The sequence below is a fragment of the Natronobacillus azotifigens genome (assembly GCF_026805325.1).
Classification (GTDB): domain Bacteria; phylum Bacillota; class Bacilli; order Bacillales; family Amphibacillaceae; genus Natronobacillus; species Natronobacillus azotifigens.
In genome coordinates, this window is the sequence record NZ_JAPRAT010000004.1 from 147,778 (window position 1) to 169,585 (window position 21,808).

Sequence of the window (21,808 nt, forward strand, 5' to 3'; positions counted from 1 at the left end):
TAAGCGTTTCCCGTAATTATGAGAAGGGGTCGTTTTAATAGATGGGGATATGGTATTATTAACTTGTTTAAACAAACGTTTGCGCGACAATGAATCTATTACTTTTAGTTAAGGGGGAAATGAAATGTTTAAAGGCAAATCATTTTTAGTATCTGTAATGCTATTGTTAGTAATGTCCATGTTTTTAGTTGCTTGTAATGGAGATGAAACGGAAGAGACAAATGGTAACACAGAGGATCAAAACACGGAAAATGTAGGAGACAACACTAATGGTGATGCGGGTGATGAAGACAGTGATGTCCCAGAAAAGCCAGAATCATTAACAATGTGGGTTAACGATGAAGATGCACAATTTGATGCATATGAAGAGATTACGAATAACTTTACAGCTGAGTATGGAATTGACGTAGAATTGATTCCGTATAGCTTTCTTGATCAAATTGATGGACTCTCACTGGATGGGCCAGCTGGACAAGGACCGGATCTTTTCTTTGCACCGCATGACCGTATGGGAGATATCCACTTACAAGGTTTAGCTGCTGAACTTGAGTTAACTGACGATCAACTTGCTAGTCTTGGTGGTTATAACGAAGAAGCAGTGACATCATTCAGTTATGAAGGTGTTCAATATGGAATTCCAGCTGTAGTGGAAACTTATGCATTGTTCCGTAATACGGACTTAGTTCCAGAGGCACCGGAAACAATGGATGACTTAATGGATATTGCACGTGACCTAACAGATGGCACGAACTATGGGTTTTTAATGGAAGCGACTAATTTCTACTTTTCTTACCCATTCCTAACTGCGCCAGGCGGATATGTATTTGCACAAGATGCAGATGGTATCTATGATGCAAATGATATTGGTCTTAACTCACCAGGTGCAGTACAAGGTGCAGAAATGATTGGAACGTGGTTTGAAGAAGGATTAATTCCATCAGGGATTGATATGGATGTTATCAATGGGTTATTTAATGAAGGAAGAGTGGGAATGGTTGTAACAGGACCTTGGGCTATACCAGATTACAGAGATGCAATTGGTGATAGTTTAGCTATTTCTCCACTTCCTACGCAAGACGGGGAGAACTTAAATTCGTTCTCTGGTAATAAAGGTTGGTTAGTGAACTACTACACGGAAAATCTATATTGGGCAACTGAGTTAGCTTTGTTTATCACAAATGAGGAAAGCTCTACTATTTACTTTGAAACAGCAGGTGAATTACCTGCACATACTGAGGTAGATGTTGATGATGAATTCTTGGCACCGATTTTCGAGCAAACATTATATGCTGAACCAATGCCAAATATTCCTGAAATGTCACAAGTTTGGGATCCGATTGGTGACGCATTAGACTTTGTATCTCAAGGTGATAATGCACAAGAGGTGCTTGATGAAGCAGTTGATCAGATTGCCGAACAGATCAATATAATGAATCAATAATGTGAGGAGGGATTGGGAGGAAACGCTCTCAATCCCAAATCTTCTTTAAGGAGGGACGTCTAGCATGTCTACAAATAACCAAATAAAAGATAAACAAAATAACTTAGAACAAAATCAATCGAAACATAACCCGACATTGGCAGCGATACTATCGATTGTTCCTGGTTTGGGTCAAATATATAATAAGCGCTATATTAAAGGTGCGGTCCTATTCATTTTCTTTGCAGCTTTTGCGGTTGTTATGCTTGAATTTATTACGAGCGGTCTACACGGTTTGGTGACATTAGGTGAAGTGCCAAGAGAAGATGATTCCCGTGTATTTTTAAGTAATGGTATATTAGCATTAATCTTCTCTGCTTTTTACATCGCTTTTTATATCTTGAATATTTCAGACGCGCATAAAGATGCGAAAAAAATTCAAGCAGGTTGGAAAGTTACTGGTATATTAGAAGGTTTTAGAAATGCTTGGGATTCAAGCTTCCCATATTTTCTTGTTGGTCCGGGATTAATCTTGCTCATTTTCGTTGTTATTTTCCCGTTGCTATTTATGGGATTTATAGCTTTTACGAATTATAATTTATATAATGCTCCGCCTAGACATCTATTAGAATGGGTTGGATTCGAAAATTTCACTCGATTGTTTACCATTCGAGAGTGGCGGACAACGTTCGTTAGTGTACTTTCTTGGACCTTAGTTTGGACGTTTGTTGCAACAACGCTACAAATTGCGTTAGCTATGTTCCTTGCTATCCTTACAAATGACAAAAGATTAAAATTCAAACGTGTAATTCGAACCGTGTTCATTTTACCTTGGGCTGTACCATCTTTTGTAACAATTATTGTTTTCTCCGCTTTATTTAATGATAATTTCGGGGCGATAAACGTAGAAATTATTCAGCCTTTGTTTAATACGATGATTCCGTGGATGACAAACTCAACATGGACGAGAGTTGCTTTAATTATGATACAAGTGTGGCTTGGATTTCCTTATGTTTACGCTCTCTTTACGGGTGTTCTTACAGGGATTTCTAACGACTGGTATGAGGCAGCAGATATTGATGGAGCATCTCGTTGGCAAAAATTCACAAGTATTACTTTTCCCCATTTGATGTTCGCTACAGCACCGTTATTGATCATGCAATATTCTTTTAATTTCAATAACTTTAACGTCATTTACTTATTTAATGAGGGTGGCCCTGCTTTACGAGGCCAAACAGCTGGCGGAACAGATATATTGATATCGTGGATTTACGGATTAACATTTAACAATCAACAATTTAATATGGCAGCTGCGATTTCCCTTATCTTGGGGTTAATTGTCGCAACATTTGCCTTTTTACAATTCCGTCGTTCACGTTCCTTTAAAGAGGAGGGGACATTCTAAATGAGCCAATTAACTGCAAATAAAACGATGAGTAGAAAAACAAAAAACTTTTTCGAGTTAGCTTTGATCTATATTGTAGTAGCAATAGCGTTTGTAATTATTTTCTATCCTTTGTTGTGGGCACTAGGTGTTTCTTTAAACCCAGGACGAGGACTATATGGCGCGTCTATGATACCGGAAAACTGGTCACTAGATCATTATCGATGGCTCTTTACGGACCCTCGAAGTAACTATCTATTATGGTATCGAAATACATTAGCCGTTTCTGCATCGGTCGCATTTTTTGGTACGTTAATTACTGCATTAACCGCTTATGCGTTTTCACGATATCGCTTTAAAGGAAGAAAAAATGGCTTATATGCCTTTTTGCTAGTGCAAATGTTTCCTGTTTTAATGGCGATGGTTGCTTTGTATATTTTATTAAATACAATTGGTTTATTAGATAGTTTATTTGGTCTAGCAATTATCTATGTTGGGGGTTCAATTCCAATGAATGCCTTCTTAGTTAAGGGTTATTTTGACACCTTACCACGTGAACTAGACGAGTCAGCTAAGATAGATGGAGCAGGACACTTTAGAATCTTCTTTCAGATCTTATTACCGCTGGCGAAACCAATTTTAGCCGTGGTCGCATTGTTTAATTTTATGAGTCCGTTAATGGATTTCATTTTGCCACGTATTGTTATTAGGAGTCCCGAAAAATATACATTGGCTTTAGGTCTGTATAATTTTGTTAACGATCAATTCTCTAATAACTTTACCCGATTTGCCGCAGGCGCTATGCTAGTTGCGATTCCTGTAGCTATCTTGTACTTGTTTTTACAAAAGTACCTTATTACTGGTTTATCATCAGGTGCAACAAAAGGATAAGGAAAACAATATAGTGAGGAAGTTCATGATAACTTCCTCACTATATTTTGATAAAAAAATTTTTAGAGGTTAATGCAAGCGATTTCATTAAGCCGGAAGTGGATATTGAACATAAAGAATAACAATAAAAAAGGAGAAAATTTAATGAAGAAAATAGTAGTAATGCTTCTATCGTTCTTACTAGTATTTAGTTCCGTATCACCAATTAGTGTGAGTCATGCACAATGGAGCGGTGAAAATGAATATGACAGTGTTGTTGTACGTGGTCAGTCCCCGTTAGATTGGAGTAGTAACGACAATCCGCTAACGTTTGACAGTGAAGAAAGGGTTTGGGTTAGTCAACCGATAAACTTACCAGGAGGCATCGATTTTGAATACAAGTTTGTTTATGATGGTGAATGGATGTCGGGTGATAACCTTGTATTTGCTATTCCGCAAGCAGGGGCTTATCAATTTGTCTTTCACCCAAATGACGAAAGAACAGTTGATGTTCGACCTGCTGATGAATATGATGGAGAAGTTACCCTTAGAGTACAACTCCCAGAAGACACGCCAGAATGGGTTAACGTTACTTTGGGATCAAATTTAAACAACTTTAACTATCGTGTAACTCCCTTAACGAGAGAAAGTGAAGGAGTCTACGAAATAACCGTCGAAGGTCGTGCAGGTGAAGAGCTAGAGTATCGTTACGGTTTAGGTGACTCGAAGTTTGTGGAAATGATAGATGGGAATAGAACAGCAACATTTACGGAAGATGGAAGTATCATTGAAGATACCGTTGGTGCATGGACAGGAATTCCAATTGCATCAAATGTAAGACATAATTTTAACCATGATCCGTTTATTCCAGATGAAAATGATGACGTTAACATAACGGTTACTGTTGAACATAATGGACCGATTACAGATGGTGGAATTTACTATACAACGGATGGAACCTCACCAATAGGTGCACGTGGAGAGGCTGCTGAGGGCACATTTACACAATTACATCATGTTTTAACAGATGAGAGTGACGGTCGTTATGTATCAACATTTGAAGGGGCAATTCCAGCCCAAAATAACCAGACACCTGTCAAATATATCGTAGATGTTTGGAATGAAAATACAGAAGGTTCTCAGTTTGCAGATACCAATAGTTTAACACCAGATGGAGCAACAGAATTTGCATATTATGTGGATGATTTTACATCACCAGACTGGGCAAAAGATGCAATCGTCTATCATATCTTCGTTGATCGCTTCCGTGATGGTGACCCTAATAATAACTATGATACCGTTGATCCGGATGAAGTAGGCTTAGAAGAAGCACTAAAAGACTGGATGGGTGGCGATATCCAAGGCGTTATTGATAGTCTTGATTACTTAGAGGAACTGGGTATCAATACAATATACTTATCACCTGTATTTGAAGGTCCATATTCGCACGGTTATCATCCAGCAGACTTTTTTGAAGTGGATCAAAACTTTGGAGATTTGGATCTTTTAAAGGATTTAATCGCAGATGCTCATGGCCGAGAAATGCGAGTAATTTATGATATGGTTCCTAACCATTCGTCGGATGAACATCCATTTTTTCAAAATGCCCTTGAGAATGGGGTAGATAGTCCATATTATGATTGGTATACATTCTATGAAGATGGTTCGTATGACATGTTTTATGGGGTCGGATCACTACCTGAATTAAACAATGATAATCAAGAGACGCGTGATTACATGTTAGAGGAAGTTGTTCCGTTTTGGTTAGAAGAGGTTGGTTTTGATGGCTATCGCATTGATTATGTAAAAGGTCCAAGTTATAGTTTTTGGGTAGACTTTCGTCATGCGGTGAAACAATTGGATGAAGACTACTATATTTTAGGTGAGATTTGGGATAGCAGAGACAAAATCAACTCTTACTCGGGTAAATTAGATGGCGCCTTAGATTTTGGCTTTGAAGGTACATTTAAACGAACATTTGCACACGGTGGTTCCATGCAAAATGTTAGTAATTATTTGCAAGAAAATGCGGAAGTGTATCATCCGGAATATGTTATGTCTACTTTCTTAGATAACCACGATGTTTCACGTTTCTTATATGAAGCAGGTAACGATACAAGTAGACTAATGCTAGCTTCATTTACTCAATTCATGATTCCTGGCTCGCCGATGATTTATTATGGGACTGAAGTGGGAATGTCACAAAGTGCTAACCACAATAATTACTCGGATTGGCAAGATCGATGGTATCGAGAGATGATGCCATGGGAGGAAGAAGATCAAGATTTAGAATTACTTGCACATTATCAGCAAGTTATTGCATTGCGGAATGAATACCCTGCTCTAAGAACAGGTAGTCTGGAAGAGATTTATGTTGATGACAATGTTATTATCTTTGAACGCGAAGACGACAATGATCGATTACTAATTTTCGTAAATAAAGGTGGAGAAGTTACATTTGACCTAACTGAATTTTACATCGCTTCTCCTGATGTTGCGTTAACAAGTGTCATCAATGGTGAGAAAATTGATGTTACTAGTGTTGAGGTTGCTGATCAAGGCTTTGATCTTTTAAAAATTGAAGGTGAGTTAGATAAGATTGAATCAGAAGTAGATTATAAAGTATTTGAAGAAGGTGCTATTCGTGGTGGAGCACCACTAAGTTGGGAAGAAGATCATCCACTTACCTATGATGAACAAGAACTTGTATGGAAATCTGAAGGCTTTGAATTAACTGCGGGTGAAGAAATTGAATACAAATGGGTCATGGATGGTGCGTGGTTGCCAGACGGAATGGAAAACCTTCATTTTACTCCAGAAGAGGCTGGCGTTTATCAATTTGTTTTACATGCTACGGATATCCGGCGTGTTGATGTCCGCTTAATTGAAGGGATAGAGGATCCTCAAGATCCTTCTGATAATGACGAAAAAACCGAAATAACAATTCGAAGCGGTGAGGAATATGTTATCCTGCCTAATCAAATCGTTATCATTGAAGCGAATGGAAAGAGAGCAAGGATTCAAACACCAGCTAATTTGCCAGAAGGAACAAAAATTAGCGCTGTATTTTTAGATGACGATGATCTAGGTGATCCTAAATCAGACTCAGGTAAAGCATTAACTAGGGCTGGAGATGTCCTCTCTGTAGAGCTAACGTATCCAGAAGGTTACGAAGATTATCAAGGTAATTTTGAATTAGAATTAAGCTATGATACCAATGTTGATTGGGCATCAATCTACTATCTAAGTGGCGACACTTGGGAGCGTCAAGGCGGTGAGAGGGATCCTGATGCTGGTGTTATTCATCTAACAGTATCACACTTTTCAACCTATGGTGTTTTCGAAGATGCCGCAGAAGATGTTATTGCAGATCTAGAAAGGGAAATTCAGAAATTAACAGAACGTTTAGAGGAACTAGAACGATTAGGGAAAGACGTTACCGATCTTGAGCAACTAGTTGCTGCATTGCGAGCTGACATAGAAGCACTTAAAGCAAATGATGAGCGACTATCCGAACTTATTGCAGATCTTATCGCACGAGTAGAAGCACTCGAAGCTCAAGTGGCTGAACAAGAAGATCCAGAAAATAGAGAAAACGAGAAACCAACAGATGATGATTCGGAAGGTGATGACGAGTCAGGAGCGTCAACGGAACCGTCAGATGAAGAAGAAGTAGATGAAGAATCTAAAGAAGAAACAGATGGATTACCATCCACAGCAACAGCGCTATACAACTACTTGTTCGTGGGCGCTTTGATTTTACTAGCGGGTGTCGGATTAGCTATCTACGGCTCCAAGCGTAAAAAAGCATAAAATCTAATAAAAACCATCCTATTTGAATGGTAAGTAGGATGGTTTTTACAATGTTTAATTACGAAAAAAAATGAATAGTAAAAAAAATAGTGACCGCTTGGGTTACTAAAAACTATCTATATAGTCTTTCGACAAAGATGCAATCGGCTGCATCTTTGTCGCTTTTTCACTTAATATAAAAAAGAGGTTATACTATCATATTCTTTAACAATAATTATCGAAAAAGGAGCTTATTATGCCGAGCAAAAGAAAAACAAATCGCATCTTTGCAATTAGTATGATTATTATTTTATTACTAAGCATGTTATCAAGTGAGTTCCCGACTAGAACCGCGAATGCAGAAACGAATAACGTAACAGAGGAAAGTCGAGCAAATAATGGTCTTGATGAATTTAAAGGCGAAGCGGACATTGGGGTTTATGCTGAAGTGAATCGAGAATTGCACTATGATCAGCATGCCTTACTTGATGTTGAGATTACGAACAATTCAGATTTAGAGATTAGTAGAATTGAAGCAGATGTTCGTGAACTAGGTGGTTCAGATACGTTATCAATTTCTCCTGAATTAAACCGGGTGACTTTATCTGTTCGTTCAGACATTGAACCTGGTGAAAAAAATATCCCGATCAAAGTGGTTGATGAAACAGGGGGATATTATATAACAGAAGCAACTGCTACTGTTATAGAACGTGAGAAATTAGATGATGAAAAAGATTGGGATGAAGCGATCATTTACTTTATGTTAACGGATCGCTTTGCGGATGGAAACCCTGATAATAATGATCCCTATGGATTAAATTATGATCAATATGATGATAACCCACGAGGGACTTATCAAGGTGGGGACTTTAAAGGGGTAACAGATAATTTAGATTATTTAGATGAATTAGGAATCAACACGATTTGGATTACACCAATTGTTGAGAATGTCGCCTATGATGTTAGTTTTGGTTCAAATGACGGTTCTTATTTTAGCTATCATGGCTATTGGGCAAAGAACTTTGAAGAATTGAACCCACATTTGGGAACATTAGACGAATTTCATGAATTAATTGATCAAGCAGCAGAGCACAATATCGATATTATGGTTGATGTTGTCCTCAATCACGCAGGTTATGGCTTAAAATCAACGAATGAAATAGAAGATCCACCAGCGGGCTATCCAACAAGCGAAGATCGTGACCGATTTGCTGGAATGGTACGTGAACGGTCTGGTGCTGGAGATTTAAAAATGGAATTGTCTGGTTTGCCGGATTTCAAAACGGAAGAAGCAGGAGTTCGCGAACAAATTGTCGACTGGCAAACAGCTTGGCTTGAAAAATCAACAACAGAGAATGGGAACGCCATTACAAGCTATCGTGTCGACACCGTCAAGCACGTGGATGATGTCACATGGCAACACTTTAAAAACGAACTTGTTTCTATTGATCCAAACTTTAAGCTAATTGGGGAATCCTGGGGAGTTAATTACCAGGACGATATGGGTTACCATCATACAGGGACAATGGATAGTTTATTAGATTTTGGCTTTAAAGATCACGCCCGACACTTTGTCACTGGTAGTTTAGAACAAGCAAATCAAGATCTGATCGAGCGTAATAAAACGATGACGAATAATGCAACATTAGGACAATTTCTTGGCAGTCATGATGAGGAAGGTTTCCTATCTCATCTCGTCGACGGTGATGAGGGCAAGCTTAAATTAGCTGCGTCCTTACAAATCACAGCTAAAGGTCAGCCTGTAATTTATTATGGTGAGGAACTTGGACAATCAGGTGCTGATAATTGGCCAGTGTATGATAATCGTTATGACTTTGGTTGGGATTTAATAGATGGAAATGATATCCTTACGCACTATCAAGCAGTTATTCAATTCCGCAATGATTATTCAGAATTGTTATCACGAGGAGATCGAACAACCATTGCTGGTTCCAACAATGACCAATGGTTGGTTGTGGAACGTTCGTATCAAGATGACTCTGTCTATTTAGGATTTAACGTTGCAGAACAATCACAAGAAATTACGTTAGCAGTTTCAGAGGCAGATGTAGTTGTCACGGATCATTACTCTGGTGAAACGTATGAAGCGATCGAGCAAGCAACGGAAAGCGACGAGCGACACTATCATGTGACGCTAACAGCACCGACTCTAGCAGAGGGTGGAACGTTCTTGCTATCTGCGGAAAATGGAACTATTTTATCAACGGAGGTGGAAGTTCAGGATGAAATACCAGAAGATGATAATTCCCGTCTTAATTTTGGATTAGTTGGCGCTTTGATTTTACTAGCTTGTGCCGGATTAGCTTTATCCCGAAGAAACCGTCCGTAAGACTCCCACTTCAAAACAAGGAGACTCCCAAGTTGTTTAAGTGGGAGTAACGGACACTAGCACCCCGAATGGTTCAAAGGCCTTTAGGTCATCCTTTAGGACTAACAATCAGTGGGGGAATACCTAAAAACCCCCACTGATTGAAGTTTCGCTTTATACGGCTTTAAACGTAAAAAAGTATAATAGTGAAGAAAACCCATCCGACTTGAATAAAAAGTAGGTTGGGTTTTCGGTATATTATTTTTTAAAAATTAGGGAAAAGGTTGATAATCAACAAAAACAATAGTAAAATATTCAATGTAAGCGTTTGCATAGGTTGTGACATATTATCTGTGCAATATTTTTTGTCTAAGAATGCAACCGATTGCATATTTGGCGCTTTTTCACTGCATAAAGGAAGGAGGTTGCTATCGCCATTCTTCAAAAATATTATCGTGAAAGGGGTTTATTATGACAAGCAAAAGGAAAATGAATCGCATCACAGCAATGAGTATGATTTTTGTTTTATTACTAAGTATGTTATCAAGCGCGTTTCCTGCTACAAGTGCGTATGCAGAAACGAGTAACGTAACAGAAGCAATTCCTGAGAATAGTTTAAGCCTTTTATCAACGGAGGCCGAAGTTAGTGATGAAATACCAAATGGTTATTTCCGTCTTCATTTTGAAGATGTAGAAGCTAGTTTCTTTAACCAGTTAAATGTAAATGGACTAGATGAGTTGGGCCTTTGGGTTTGGAATGTGGCTAACCCATCGGATAATTGGCCCACAGGAGCTATGCGTTTTTCTAATGCAGTTGAGACTGATTTTGGCCATTATTTCGACATCGAACTAGCAGGTCCGGGAGAGGATTTTGGTTTCTTAATCAATACCAATCAAGGCGCACAAACAGATGACTTTGACATGAGGGTACTCAGTCGGGAGATGAATGAAGCATGGATTACAGTAGATCATGAAATTTATCCATATGAACCCCTTCGCTTGGAAAACGCAATCCGAGTTAATTATCATCGTGCAGACGGTGAATATAGTAATTGGGGCTTATGGACTTGGGGTGACGTAGCTGAAGCGACTGATGGTTGGCCAGATGGCGCTCACTTCTTTGAAGAAGAAGGAAAATATGGTGGCTTTTATGATCTGCCTCTATCTGAAGATGCTGAGGAGATCGGATTTTTACTCTTGAATAAAGCAACCGGTGAGCAAACAAGCGATATGTCGTTTGCTAATTTAGACCAACATAGTCAAATTTTCGTCCGTGAAGGAGATCCGAATGTGTATACAAACCCTTACTTTGCAACGGAGGAAGGCTTGTTACGTGCAGAAGTCTTGTCGGATTCAGAAATCGAATTGACTTACAGTACGGTAACAGGGCTTTCTGAGGAAGAATTATTAGAAGAGCTTGCTATTGTTAATGTTAACGGAGATGTGGTTAAACCAACGAAAGTTACAATTAATGAGGACAATCAGACGATCATAGTAGAAGGTGATTTTTCGTTAGATCATGCGCCATTTACGATTACACATAACGGCCGTGAAGTCGTTGCACGTGTTGGTTGGCGTTTGAAAGATGAAATGTATGCTTATGATGGAGATTTAGGTTTAGATTTACGGGAAGATGGTTCAGCAGCGTTAAAATTATGGTCACCAAGTGCAGATAATATTCGTGTGGTGTTATATGACAAGGATGACCAAGAAGTGGTTGTTAATGATCAGTTAGAGATGACCTTAGGGGATCGCGGTGTTTGGTCCATTGAATTAAATGAATCCAATACAGCTATCGCAGACCTTACTGGTTATTTCTATCATTTTGCTATTGAGCGCGAAGGGGAAACGGTACTAGCGCTTGACCCTTATGCTCGATCCATGGCAGCGTGGGATAGCTCGAACCCAGATAATTATATTGGAAAAGCAGCAATCGTTGATCCGAGTGCTATTGGTCCAGAATTAAACTTTGCAGATATTGAAGGGTTTGAAAAGAGAGAAGATGCAATTATCTATGAAGTGCACGTTCGTGACTTTACATCTGACCCATCTTTAGAAGGTAAATTGGATAGTCAGTTTGGTACGTTTAGTGCCTTTGTTGAAAAATTGGATTACATCGAATCTCTTGGTGTGACTCATGTTCAATTACTGCCAGTTATGAGTTATTTCTTTGCAAATGAATTCAATAACCATGAGCGATTACTTGATTATTCATCAACAAATAATAATTATAACTGGGGTTATGATCCACAAAGTTACTTCTCATTAACAGGTATGTATTCGGAAGATCCTGAAGATCCACAGAAACGTATTGAAGAATTTAAACTGTTAATTGAGGAGATTCATCGTCGTGGAATGGGTGTTATTTTAGATGTTGTTTATAACCATACCGCACGTGTTCATATTTTTGAAGATTTAGAGCCTAATTACTATCACTTTATGGACGCCGATGGCACATCTCGCGAAAGTTTCGGTGGTGGACGCTTAGGAACAACACATGAAATGGCACGTCGCATTTTAGTAGACTCCATCACTTATTGGGTAGAAGAATATAAAGTAGATGGCTTCCGTTTTGATATGATGGGAGATCATGATGCTGAGTCAATCCAAATAGCATATGATGAAGCAAAAGCACTTAACCCGAACATCGTTATGATTGGGGAAGGTTGGGTAACTTATGTTGGAGATGAGAATTATCCGGACGTCCAACCAGCTGATCAACATTGGATGCAGGACACAGAAAGCGTAGGTTCCTTCTCAGATGAGTTCCGTAATGAGTTGAAATCAGGTTTTGGTAGTGAAGGGCAACCACGCTTCCTAACCGGTGGAGCTCGTAATATCCAGCAGATTTATGATAACTTAACGGCAAATCCACATAATTTTAAAGCAACAAACCCTGGTGATGTCGTTCCGTATATTGCGGCACATGACAACTTAACATTACATGATGTTATTGCGCAATCGATTCAAAAAGATCCAAAAGATCATCAAGAAGAAATTCACCAGCGAATTCGTTTGGGAAATTTAATGGTGTTAACTGCACAAGGTACACCTTTTATTCATGCGGGACAAGAATTTGGTAGAACAAAACAGTTTAGACATCCAGATTATAAAGAAGCAGTACCTGCATCAGAGGCACCATACAAATCAACATTTATGACAGATGAAAATGGAGAACCATTTGAGTATCCGTATTTCATCCATGATTCCTATGATTCAACTGATGCAATCAACAAATTTGATTGGGCGAAGGCAACGGATGAGGTAGCCTATCCGATCAACACAACAACGCAAAGTTATACAACAGGTTTAATCGCTTTACGTCGATCAACAGATGCCTTTAGCCGTGGAACAATGGAAGAAATTGATCAATTTGTTTCCATGATTGAAGCACCGGAAATTGGTTCTGAAGATCTAATTATTGGCTACCAGGCTATTGATAGTGATGGCGATATGTACGTTGTATTCGTCAATGCTGATAACAAAACACGTCCATTAACGTTAACAGCAGACTATACAGCAGGTGATATCCTCGTCGATGGTGTAACCGCGGGTACAGAGCCAATCAGTGATCCGGTTGGTGTTACCTTAACAGAAGGATCTATTGAATTAGCTCCATTAACAGCAACGGTTATTCGCTTGGACGCAGAAGTTGCCCCAGATCCATCTGATGACGATGAAAAAACCGAAATAACAATCGGAACTGGTGAGGAACATGTTATCTCTCCTAATCAAACCGTGATTATTGAAGGGGATGACAAGAGAGCAACAATTAAAACACCTGCTACATTGCCGGTAGGGACGAAAATAAGCGCGGTATTTTTAGATGACGATGATCTAGGTGATCCTAAATCGGACTCTGGTAAAAAGTTAAAAAGAGCTGGAGATGTCCTATCTGTAGAGATAACGTATCCAGAAGGTTATGAAAATTATCAAGGTGATTTCGAATTAGAATTAAGCTATGATACCATTGTTGATTGGGTATCGATCTACTATCTAAGTGGCGACAATTGGGAACGTCAAGGTGGAGAAGCAGATCCTGAGGCTGGTGTTATCCGTCTAACGGTATCACACTTTTCAACCTATGGTGTTTTCGAAGATGATGTAGAAGATGTTATTGCCGATCTGGAAAGAAAAATTCAAGAATTAACAGAACGTGTAGAGGAACTAGAACGATTAGGGAAAGACGTTACCGACCTTGAGCAATTAGTTACTGACTTGCGAGCTGACATAGAAGCGCTTGAGGCAAATGATGAGCGTCTCTCCGCACTTATTGCAGAACTTCTAGCGCGAGTAGAAGCACTTGAAGCTCAATTAGGTGAACAAGAAGATGCAGAAGGTGAGACACCAGCAGATGATGATTCAGAAGACGATGACGAGTCAGATGCGTCAACGGAACCGTCAGATGAAGAATCTAAAGGGAAAACAGACGGATTACCATCCACAGCAACAGCGCTATACAATTACTTATTAGTGGGCGCGTTGATTTTACTTGCTGGTGCCGGATTAGCTATCTACGGCTCCAAGCGTAAAAAAGCATAATTTTTCATTAGACGAAGAGGATCAGCCCCTTTCTGTGGACAATAGTCTGTAGGGAGGGGTTTCCTCTTGTTCTTAAGATGAGCTTGTGGGAACGATTTCGAAAAAGCTTTATGAAATTTTAAAAAAGACTAAACGAAAATGTAACGTTTGCTAATCACTTCACAAAAACAGTATAAAGTGAAATGCCGACTTCAATTATTAGAGTGGATTTTTTTGACAAATGATTAACCCAACAACATTCGGGCTAATCAGACAGTTTAGTAAAAAACAAATAGTTGGGAAAAATGAGAACAACGAAACTTGGAGGTGAAAAAATGAGTTTAACGCGGGAAGAACAGAAGTATGTAGCTAGGGAACTAAGAGAGAATTTTAAACATGCTGGTTTGACACCAGAAGTTATTCAGGCTGATCTAGCCTTCAGTCATGAACAATACGAAGAAACGATGAAACTAGGTCCTACCTGTGATGAAAAAGCGATATCTCGTCTTCGTAGTTATTTGGAAGAGAAGTTAGAGGAACAAGGCAAAATACCATACAGCAGTGATTCATACGAAGGATAGGGAACAGAAGTTTCGATTATAAATAAATCAACGGTCAGATTCTAACATAGGCAACCGTCCATAAGAAAGGTCTGACCGTTTTTCTCCTTGCATTCACTTATTCACGACTTCAAATCTTTCACAGACTAACAGCATATCTTCTTGAAAAGGTTTATTTAACTCTTTTAGTTCTTCGGTGAAAAACTTTTCATGCTCTCTCCACCAATATGCATACGTGCCGTCACCTTCGCCTTCAGCGATAGCAAATTCTTCAGGAACTTGATTCATTGGGGAAATGGTTACTTCCACGGTTTTGATAATCACCACAGGCTTATCTTGACTATCTAAGATTACACTATATTCTCCGACAATAGGAAGCGGTTCGTTCTCTACTTCATAAAAGATGAGAGCAGAGCATGTCGCGGTCTTTTTTCCATCGTATACAAGCTGTGCCAATGTATCTGGATCTGCGCCAAACTGCCAAGCGGTATAATTTGCCGGAGGAGTTTGTTTTTTTTCTTGCCAATAATTTTCCCAATACACCGTTGCTTCTTTGTTCATGTTAGAGGCCCCCATAATAACTTCATTCTTAATTTTTCATTCTCATTCTTCTTACACCAATTTTCTGAACACGTAACTGACACGATCAAAATCCATATTCTCTTCATAAAAACGATGCGCCTCGGTTCGCTGTAATCCAGAAGATAGGGCGATAGATGGATAGTTGTGCTTTTTTGCCCACTCTTCAACATAGTGTAATAGCTTAGCTCCATATCCGTTTGATCGTTGGTCTGTAGTAGTTACCAAATCGGATACCCAGACAAACCGCCCATAGTAGAGGGTAATCATTGGTTTGAATCCTACTAGTGCCACCATAACTTCTTCTTGATAAAGCGCAAACAGATGGTACTGATCTCTTTCTTGAGCCTCTTGAACTAAGCTGAGAAAGGTATCTTCATCCAGATGGGTACGGAGCTGTTTCATAATTGGAAATGAGGTTTTGACTTCGCTTTTTGTTTGTAGTGCTTTGATTGTTTGACCCAAGAAATCCTCACCCTTTGCCAGTAATCTGCAAGTAAAGTGTACCATAACTTCGAATAAGGAATCATCCACTTTCTATGGACAGTTGCCCATAGAAAGTGTTTGTGCTCTAAAAATATTGTAAAAACAGAAGGAATAATGCCTAGGTCTGTAGAACTAGTAATCTTAAGTGAACGTTTTTCATTTAACCAATAGAAGGGATTGAAAACCTTGGGAAATAATCTAAGTGTAGTAATTTGTGATGATTCTGTTTTAATTCGTAAAAAATTAAGAAGTAATTTAGAAAAATGTAAATGTGAAGAAATTTACGAGGCGGAAAATGGGAATGTAGCAATCGACTTGGTGAAGGAAAAGAATCCTGATGTAGTCTTCATGGATATTGTAATGCCAGATAAGGATGGAATGGAGGCATTGCAGGAAATAATGGATAGTAGTCCAGAGACGAAAGTGGTTATGGCATCTTCGGCAGGAACGAAAGAACATTTAAAGAAGGCGCTTGAAAAGGGTGCTTATGATTTTATTCAAAAACCGGTTACCCTCGAGGCAGTAACAAACATCATCGGGAAGATAATTAAGGAGTGTGAGCAGGATGTTTAGTCAGTACTTCGGACAATTTTTATTAAATAAAAGCTTTATTACGAGAGAACAGTTAGCAGATGCCCTTGAATTTCAGCAGTCTGTTCATGTGAAGTTTGGGGTAATTGCTATTGAAGAAGGTTATATGACGCCTCTTCAAGTGGAAGAAGTACATGAAAAACAAAAGCAAGTGGATAAGCGTTTTGGAGAAATTGCCGTTGAACTTGGATTTTTAACGGATGAACAAGTACAATTGCTCCTTTCTAATCAAAAACAAAGTCACCTGTTTTTAGCGCAAGCACTGGTTGATCGTGGTTATATGACAATCCAACAATTTAGCGATGCGTTGGAGACGTATAAAAAAGAAAACAGTTTATCAGATGAGCACTTCGAAGCAATGAAGAATGGCAATATTGAAAAATTAATAACCAACACATTGGATCATGCAGGGAATGAAAAATTTGGGAAATATGTGACACTTTTCGCGAAAAATATGATTCGATTTATTGATGATCAAGCATACATAGAAGTTAGTCAAGAAAAAGACTTGGAAAATGATTGGCTTGTTTATCAGAATATTATAGGTGAAAATCCGCTGTTTACCGCAATTTCGGCTAGTGAGGATGTGTTCCTAACGATCGCTTCCATCCATGCAGAAGAAGAACTAACAGAAGTCGACGAGCTTGCACAAGCATCTGTTGCTGAATTTCTGAATTTGCATAATGGTATCTATTTGGTGAACATGTCCAATTGGGGAACAGAACTTCACATGAGGCCACAAGAAGTGGTGAAAGATGCGACCGTGTTAGGAGAGTCGTATAAAATTAGTGTTCATACACAAAGGGGTGTCTTTCACTTAATTCTATCCGATCGACCAGAACAGATCACTCTGAATCCTTCTATGGATAGTGAGTTAGTATAAAATAAAGAATAATCAAAGGATCAGATCCTCTTTGGACTATTGTCTGTAGGGAGGTTCTGATTTTTTTTGTTTATGTTAAAAGTAAATAGTGTGAAATCTCAAGTAATGTATTATATACAGACTTGGCGATGTGATCATGAGCCCTTCTTATGCAAAACGGTTGCGTAAGCACCATAAGGATATGGATAAACAGCAAAACAATAGAAATAAATAGGTAAACGCAGGAACCTAATGATAGATTAACAAACTGATAATCCCCTTGTTTAATAGGATCAAAAGGCACTTTCTCTCATAAAAAGAATTCATTTATCAATTTTTTCATTTTTTTGTTTTTTTTTCAGTTTATTGCGGTATAATGTACTAGAAAATACCAAAGAGAGGGCTAATATGAGAAAACTGTCAGTTTCAGTAATATTAATCGCTATTTTTGCTGTGCTAGTTTCGTTTACCGCCGTATCCGCACAAGAATCATCTGAAGTTAAGCACGACGACGAATCAGAAGTGCTAGAAAACGTCGGAGTGTCTCCCGAACTACCCGCCTACGTAGATGAGGGAGAAGGAGAAATTTCCCCATTGGGTTTAGGTGTTCCGCGTAATGAATGGGATATGAGTATCAGGGGTCAATATGACTTTCAAGGGACAGCACAAAGGTCTACTTTGTACACAGATTATCTTTTGACTGGTCAGAGTTCGTATAGTGTTAGAATTAATAATTCCCGGAGTGACACTTTTAGGGTAGATCTTATGCAGAAGAATGTTATTTGGGACACTACAGTTCGAACTTGGAATGTGAGTCCTGGCGCAAGCCTTTTTGCGAGCCAAACCGGGTTGAGCAGTTCAAATAGCTATTATCTAAAATTTCATGCTCCTAGTAATTTTTCAGGACGCATACGATAAAATAATTAAAATATAGAGTAGTAGAATACTATTTTTCAAACGCTAAAGTTTTTCTTTGGCGTTTGTCTTTATGTCACACATTTACATGAAGGGAGAAAATTCATGACAAGTACTCATCTAAAAATTATTGCACTGATCGCCATGTTTATTGACCATTATGGATTATTCATATCGGGGACGCCAGAATGGATGGGGTGGATAGGAAGGATCGCAGCGCCAGTCTTTATTTATTGCGTAGTTATCGGTTTTAAAAACACGTCCAATAGGATAAAGTATTTGGTACGTTTAGGCGTAGCTGCAGTCGGAATGAGCTTTATAAATCTATTTATAAATTTACGTATTTACTATACAGATTTGAGCGGTCCGTATCTTGAACTGAACTTCTTCTCTACTTTATTTTTAATAGCATTCCTAATTATGCTACTGGAAAATAAGAGGATAAAACTATTTCTATTGTTCTTTGCTTGGCAATTTATTTCTTTTATCCTATTTGGCTTACTGGAAGTTTTTGGGTTTCTACCTACCCCATTCGCAATTTTGGTATGTCAAATTTCTGGGAATGTTCTTGTAGTTGAGGGTGGTCCTCTTTTAATTCTACTAGGTGTTTCCTTTTATTTTGCAAACGATAATAGATGGACAGTTGCTGCGGGTTATAGTTTTTATTGTCTTGCAATGTTTTACTCTGTGCGAAGATGGGGGTGGCGTCTTGATGGATTCTACCAACATTTGTTTGGATTTCCTGGCTATCAATGGATGATGATTTTCGCATTACCTCTCTTACTGTTATACAATGGTAAAAAAGGAATCGGTTTAAAGTACTTATTCTACATATTTTACCCTCTACACATCGTAATACTTTGGTATATAGGCACACTTGTATTACCTAAATAATTATAAATGATGGATGTACACCTGTTGTTCTCGCGGATGTAAATTTTGTGCTGGCAACATTTTTTCAGCACTTTCGATTGCATCAATGATCCTTGCTTCAAGCTCTTCTTGAGTGTTATCGGTCAATAGCCTTTCTTAAGAAAGATTTTATATTAAATAGTTTGACCATCTTTGTTTCTTCTATGTATGATAGAAACAATAATAATCTTAATGGATGAGGGACATGATTACCTCAACGAAAAATCAAATGGTTAAAAATTGGGCTAAGCTCAAACAGAACAAACATCGTAAAGAACAAGCCTCTTTCATAGTGGAAGGAGCACACTTTGTTTAAGAAGCCATCAACAGTGATTGGGCGATTGATACAATAGTATTGCGGAAGGTTTTGAACCAAATGTCGATCTATCAAGCCAATCTGTCGAATATGTGAGTGATCATGTTTTCATGCACTTAGCTCAGACAAAAACGCCTCAAGGAATTTTAGCGATTGTCAAAACAAAAACAGAGGCCAATTTTTCAAAGAATCGGTTATTATTATTAGATAGTGTTCAAGATCCAGGCAACTTAGGGACGATCTTTCATCTACCGATTATTGAAGCAGACCTATATGGTAAAATTGATCAATTAAAAGAGAATGATGTAACGATTTGCGCTTCAACTTTGGAAGAAGCTGTTCCCGTTCAGACTGTTCAATGGCCAGAAAAAGTCGCTTTAATCGTTGGGAATGAAGGAGCTGGAGTCAATCCATCGTTAATCGAAAATTCTGATCTGCTCGTCCGGATTCCGATCTATGGTAAGGCAGAGTCGCTCAATGTGAGTATTGCTGCAGGGATTATGATGTATCAAATGCAATTGAATAAATTAGATTTCAGATAAAAAGAAGCTCCTATACTCGGGAGCTTTTATTATCTTATACCTGCTGCTCTTTCAACCTGTGCTTGATGGGATGCATCGGCCTGTCCATCGACATGTCTTGTACTATTACCAAAATACACATCAAAATGACCCGAGATGCCGTTATTAGAAATATAATCAATATCATGTGGCATGAAACTCATACTTGCTGCGATGCGCCGTCCATCAACTTCAAGAATAATCGCTCTCGGTGTCCAAGAAAATCCTCCCCAAATTTAGAACCTACCAACTACTTACCTGAGAACAAGCGAGAGCGCGGTAGCTGAAAAAACTTACAAAAATAGAGTGCCAGAAATACTGAGACGTATAAAATTTGTGTTCATACACAAAAGGGTGTCTTTCACTTAATTCTATCCGATCGACCAGAACAGATCACTCTGAATCCTTCTATGGATAGTAAGCTAGTTTAAGAATAATCAAGGGATCAGATCCTCTTTGTGGACTATTGTCTGCAGGGAGGTTCTGGCCCTTGAAGTCTTTATCCCGGAGCAACCGTCCCTAAGACTCCCACTTCAAAATAGAATTTCTTTTGACTCTATGTATTTAAATCTATATTAAGGTCATCCCAAGTAAGATACCCTCTTTCATCTTCTAGGAATTTGCTTTCAAATTCACCTTGTTTTCCTGCGCGAAATAACCAAACAGTCATGATACAGATCCTCCCATAAAAAGTAATAACTACAAGACAAAAGATTTGTTAGGTACTTTATTCTAATTGAATGAAAATTTTTATCGATTGTTTTTAACTTGTATCTGTTCAACATGTGCTTTTTTAATCTTGTCATCTACCAAACAACAATTTTTTAGCTTTTTATAAATAGATTCAATTTGATCAGGTTTCAATAGATTATTAAGTTTAGTCTTGTCGTTCTTCATTTGTTTAAGTAGATTATTTCTTTTTATTACCTTAACATTAGCAGACGTGATATTAATTTTTTTCAATGTGCAACGCTCACTAAAAATGATATAGGACTGATAAAGGTGATTATGATCATTTTCTAGAAAGGCACTTAATGCATTAATGTGACCTTTATTCTGCCAAATGGGATTATAAAAACGATTCTTTTCTCTATTTTGCAACGTTTGGGTCCAATTTCTATTCTTCTCGTCACCAAAAATCCAACCACTATAGTTTTTCGATTCAAAGACATAGATGTCAGTTTCAGATAATAGAAGTAGATCAATTTCCGTTGTTGTACCATCTTTTTTTGGAATATAAAGATTACACATTATCTTATTATACCCTTTTAGTCGCTCCAGTTTTAGAAAGGTAAGAAATTCCCCATAGTTCCCCTTATCAAATAATGTTTTTAGAAAACCATTTCCACTTGCTGATTTGTAATTAGAATGCTTAAACTCAAGGTATTTCAGTAAAAAGACTGTAACAAAACCTAGAAAAAATAATCCAAGTAAAATACGCAATGAACAATCTCCTTCCAAAGAATAGTAATCACCTAATATTTGTGAATACTCTTGTCATAACCTTATCATAGATAAGCAGAAGGTAGTAGTCTTTTTATTAAGGGATCTGGCTGTGAGTGATTGTCTGTAAGAGGTACTGTTCTTTTTTGTTTATGTTAAAAGTAAATAGTGTGAAATCGTAAGGAATGTATTATTATAAGAATATATGTAGAATTAAATCGTTTTTTGATTTACGTCTATTTAATTATTTATAATTGTAAAATTTATT

General features: G+C 38.1%; 16 protein-coding genes. 13 read left to right on the forward strand and 3 right to left on the reverse strand.

The window, feature by feature from the left end:
* Positions 1–124 precede the first annotated feature (124 nt).
* The 7 genes from OWO01_RS03640 to OWO01_RS03670 all read left to right on the forward strand — a co-directional run bounded on the left by OWO01_RS03640 (position 125) and on the right by OWO01_RS03670 (position 14,897).
* On the forward strand, positions 125–1,441 hold the full coding sequence (locus tag OWO01_RS03640; RefSeq protein ID WP_268779071.1) for a sugar ABC transporter substrate-binding protein: 1,317 nt from the start codon (positions 125–127) through the stop codon (positions 1,439–1,441).
* A gap of 64 nt (positions 1,442–1,505) precedes the next feature.
* Positions 1,506–2,825, forward strand: a complete 1,320-nt coding sequence (locus tag OWO01_RS03645) for a sugar ABC transporter permease (RefSeq protein WP_268779072.1) — start codon at positions 1,506–1,508, stop codon at positions 2,823–2,825.
* Between the two features lie 27 nt (positions 2,826–2,852).
* Positions 2,853–3,695, forward strand: a complete 843-nt coding sequence (locus OWO01_RS03650) for a sugar ABC transporter permease (protein ID WP_268779086.1) — start codon at positions 2,853–2,855, stop codon at positions 3,693–3,695.
* Positions 3,696–3,839: 144 nt separating this feature from the next.
* Positions 3,840–7,487, forward strand: a complete 3,648-nt coding sequence (locus OWO01_RS03655) for an alpha-amylase family glycosyl hydrolase (RefSeq protein ID WP_268779073.1) — start codon at positions 3,840–3,842, stop codon at positions 7,485–7,487.
* Positions 7,488–7,722: 235 nt separating this feature from the next.
* Positions 7,723–9,816 carry an alpha-amylase family glycosyl hydrolase gene (locus OWO01_RS03660; RefSeq protein ID WP_268779074.1) on the forward strand — a complete coding sequence of 698 codons (2,094 nt, stop codon included), beginning with the start codon at positions 7,723–7,725 and terminating at the stop codon, positions 9,814–9,816.
* 450 nt (positions 9,817–10,266) lie between these two features.
* Positions 10,267–14,337, forward strand: coding sequence for a pullulanase (locus tag OWO01_RS03665; protein ID WP_268779075.1), 4,071 nt, complete (start codon positions 10,267–10,269; stop codon positions 14,335–14,337).
* 314 nt (positions 14,338–14,651) lie between these two features.
* A complete protein-coding gene (locus OWO01_RS03670; protein WP_268779076.1) occupies positions 14,652–14,897 on the forward strand; it encodes a DUF2316 family protein in 246 nt (81 codons plus the stop codon).
* Between the two features lie 93 nt (positions 14,898–14,990).
* Here the strand turns inward: OWO01_RS03670 and OWO01_RS03675 are convergent, their stop codons facing one another.
* Together OWO01_RS03675 and OWO01_RS03680 are read right to left on the reverse strand one after the other, a co-directional pair.
* Positions 14,991–15,437, reverse strand: coding sequence for an ASCH domain-containing protein (locus OWO01_RS03675; RefSeq protein WP_268779077.1), 447 nt, complete (start codon positions 15,435–15,437; stop codon positions 14,991–14,993).
* A 51-nt stretch (positions 15,438–15,488) separates the two neighbouring features.
* The gene (locus OWO01_RS03680) at positions 15,489–15,860 is read right to left on the reverse strand and encodes a GNAT family N-acetyltransferase (RefSeq protein ID WP_268779087.1); all 372 of its coding nucleotides are present in this window, start codon (positions 15,858–15,860) and stop codon (positions 15,489–15,491) included.
* A gap of 267 nt (positions 15,861–16,127) precedes the next feature.
* On the opposite strand from OWO01_RS03680, the gene OWO01_RS03685 reads away from it, so the two are divergent.
* The 6 genes from OWO01_RS03685 (at position 16,128) to OWO01_RS03705 (ending at position 20,079) form a co-directional block, all read left to right on the forward strand.
* Positions 16,128–16,514 (forward strand): response regulator transcription factor, encoded by a 387-nt coding sequence (locus OWO01_RS03685; protein ID WP_268779078.1) that lies wholly within the window; start codon positions 16,128–16,130, stop codon positions 16,512–16,514.
* Positions 16,507–17,415 carry a cyclic di-GMP-binding domain-containing protein, MshE-related gene (locus OWO01_RS03690; RefSeq protein ID WP_268779079.1) on the forward strand — a complete coding sequence of 303 codons (909 nt, stop codon included), beginning with the start codon at positions 16,507–16,509 and terminating at the stop codon, positions 17,413–17,415. Before OWO01_RS03685 ends, OWO01_RS03690 begins: the two co-directional genes overlap by 8 nt.
* Positions 17,416–17,802: 387 nt before the next feature.
* The gene (locus tag OWO01_RS03695) at positions 17,803–18,312 is read left to right on the forward strand and encodes a hypothetical protein (protein ID WP_268779080.1); all 510 of its coding nucleotides are present in this window, start codon (positions 17,803–17,805) and stop codon (positions 18,310–18,312) included.
* Positions 18,313–18,414: 102 nt separating this feature from the next.
* Positions 18,415–19,203, forward strand: a complete 789-nt coding sequence (locus tag OWO01_RS03700; protein ID WP_268779081.1) for a TraX family protein — start codon at positions 18,415–18,417, stop codon at positions 19,201–19,203.
* 247 nt (positions 19,204–19,450) lie between these two features.
* Positions 19,451–19,537, forward strand: coding sequence for a hypothetical protein (locus OWO01_RS16110; protein WP_418936195.1), 87 nt, complete (start codon positions 19,451–19,453; stop codon positions 19,535–19,537).
* 110 nt (positions 19,538–19,647) lie between these two features.
* Complete coding sequence (locus tag OWO01_RS03705; protein ID WP_268779082.1) at positions 19,648–20,079, forward strand: TrmH family RNA methyltransferase; 432 nt, start codon at positions 19,648–19,650, stop codon at positions 20,077–20,079.
* Between the two features lie 768 nt (positions 20,080–20,847).
* On the opposite strand, the gene OWO01_RS03710 is transcribed toward OWO01_RS03705, so the two are convergent.
* Complete coding sequence (locus tag OWO01_RS03710) at positions 20,848–21,540, reverse strand: nuclease-related domain-containing protein (RefSeq protein ID WP_268779083.1); 693 nt, start codon at positions 21,538–21,540, stop codon at positions 20,848–20,850.
* Positions 21,541–21,808 lie beyond the last annotated feature (268 nt).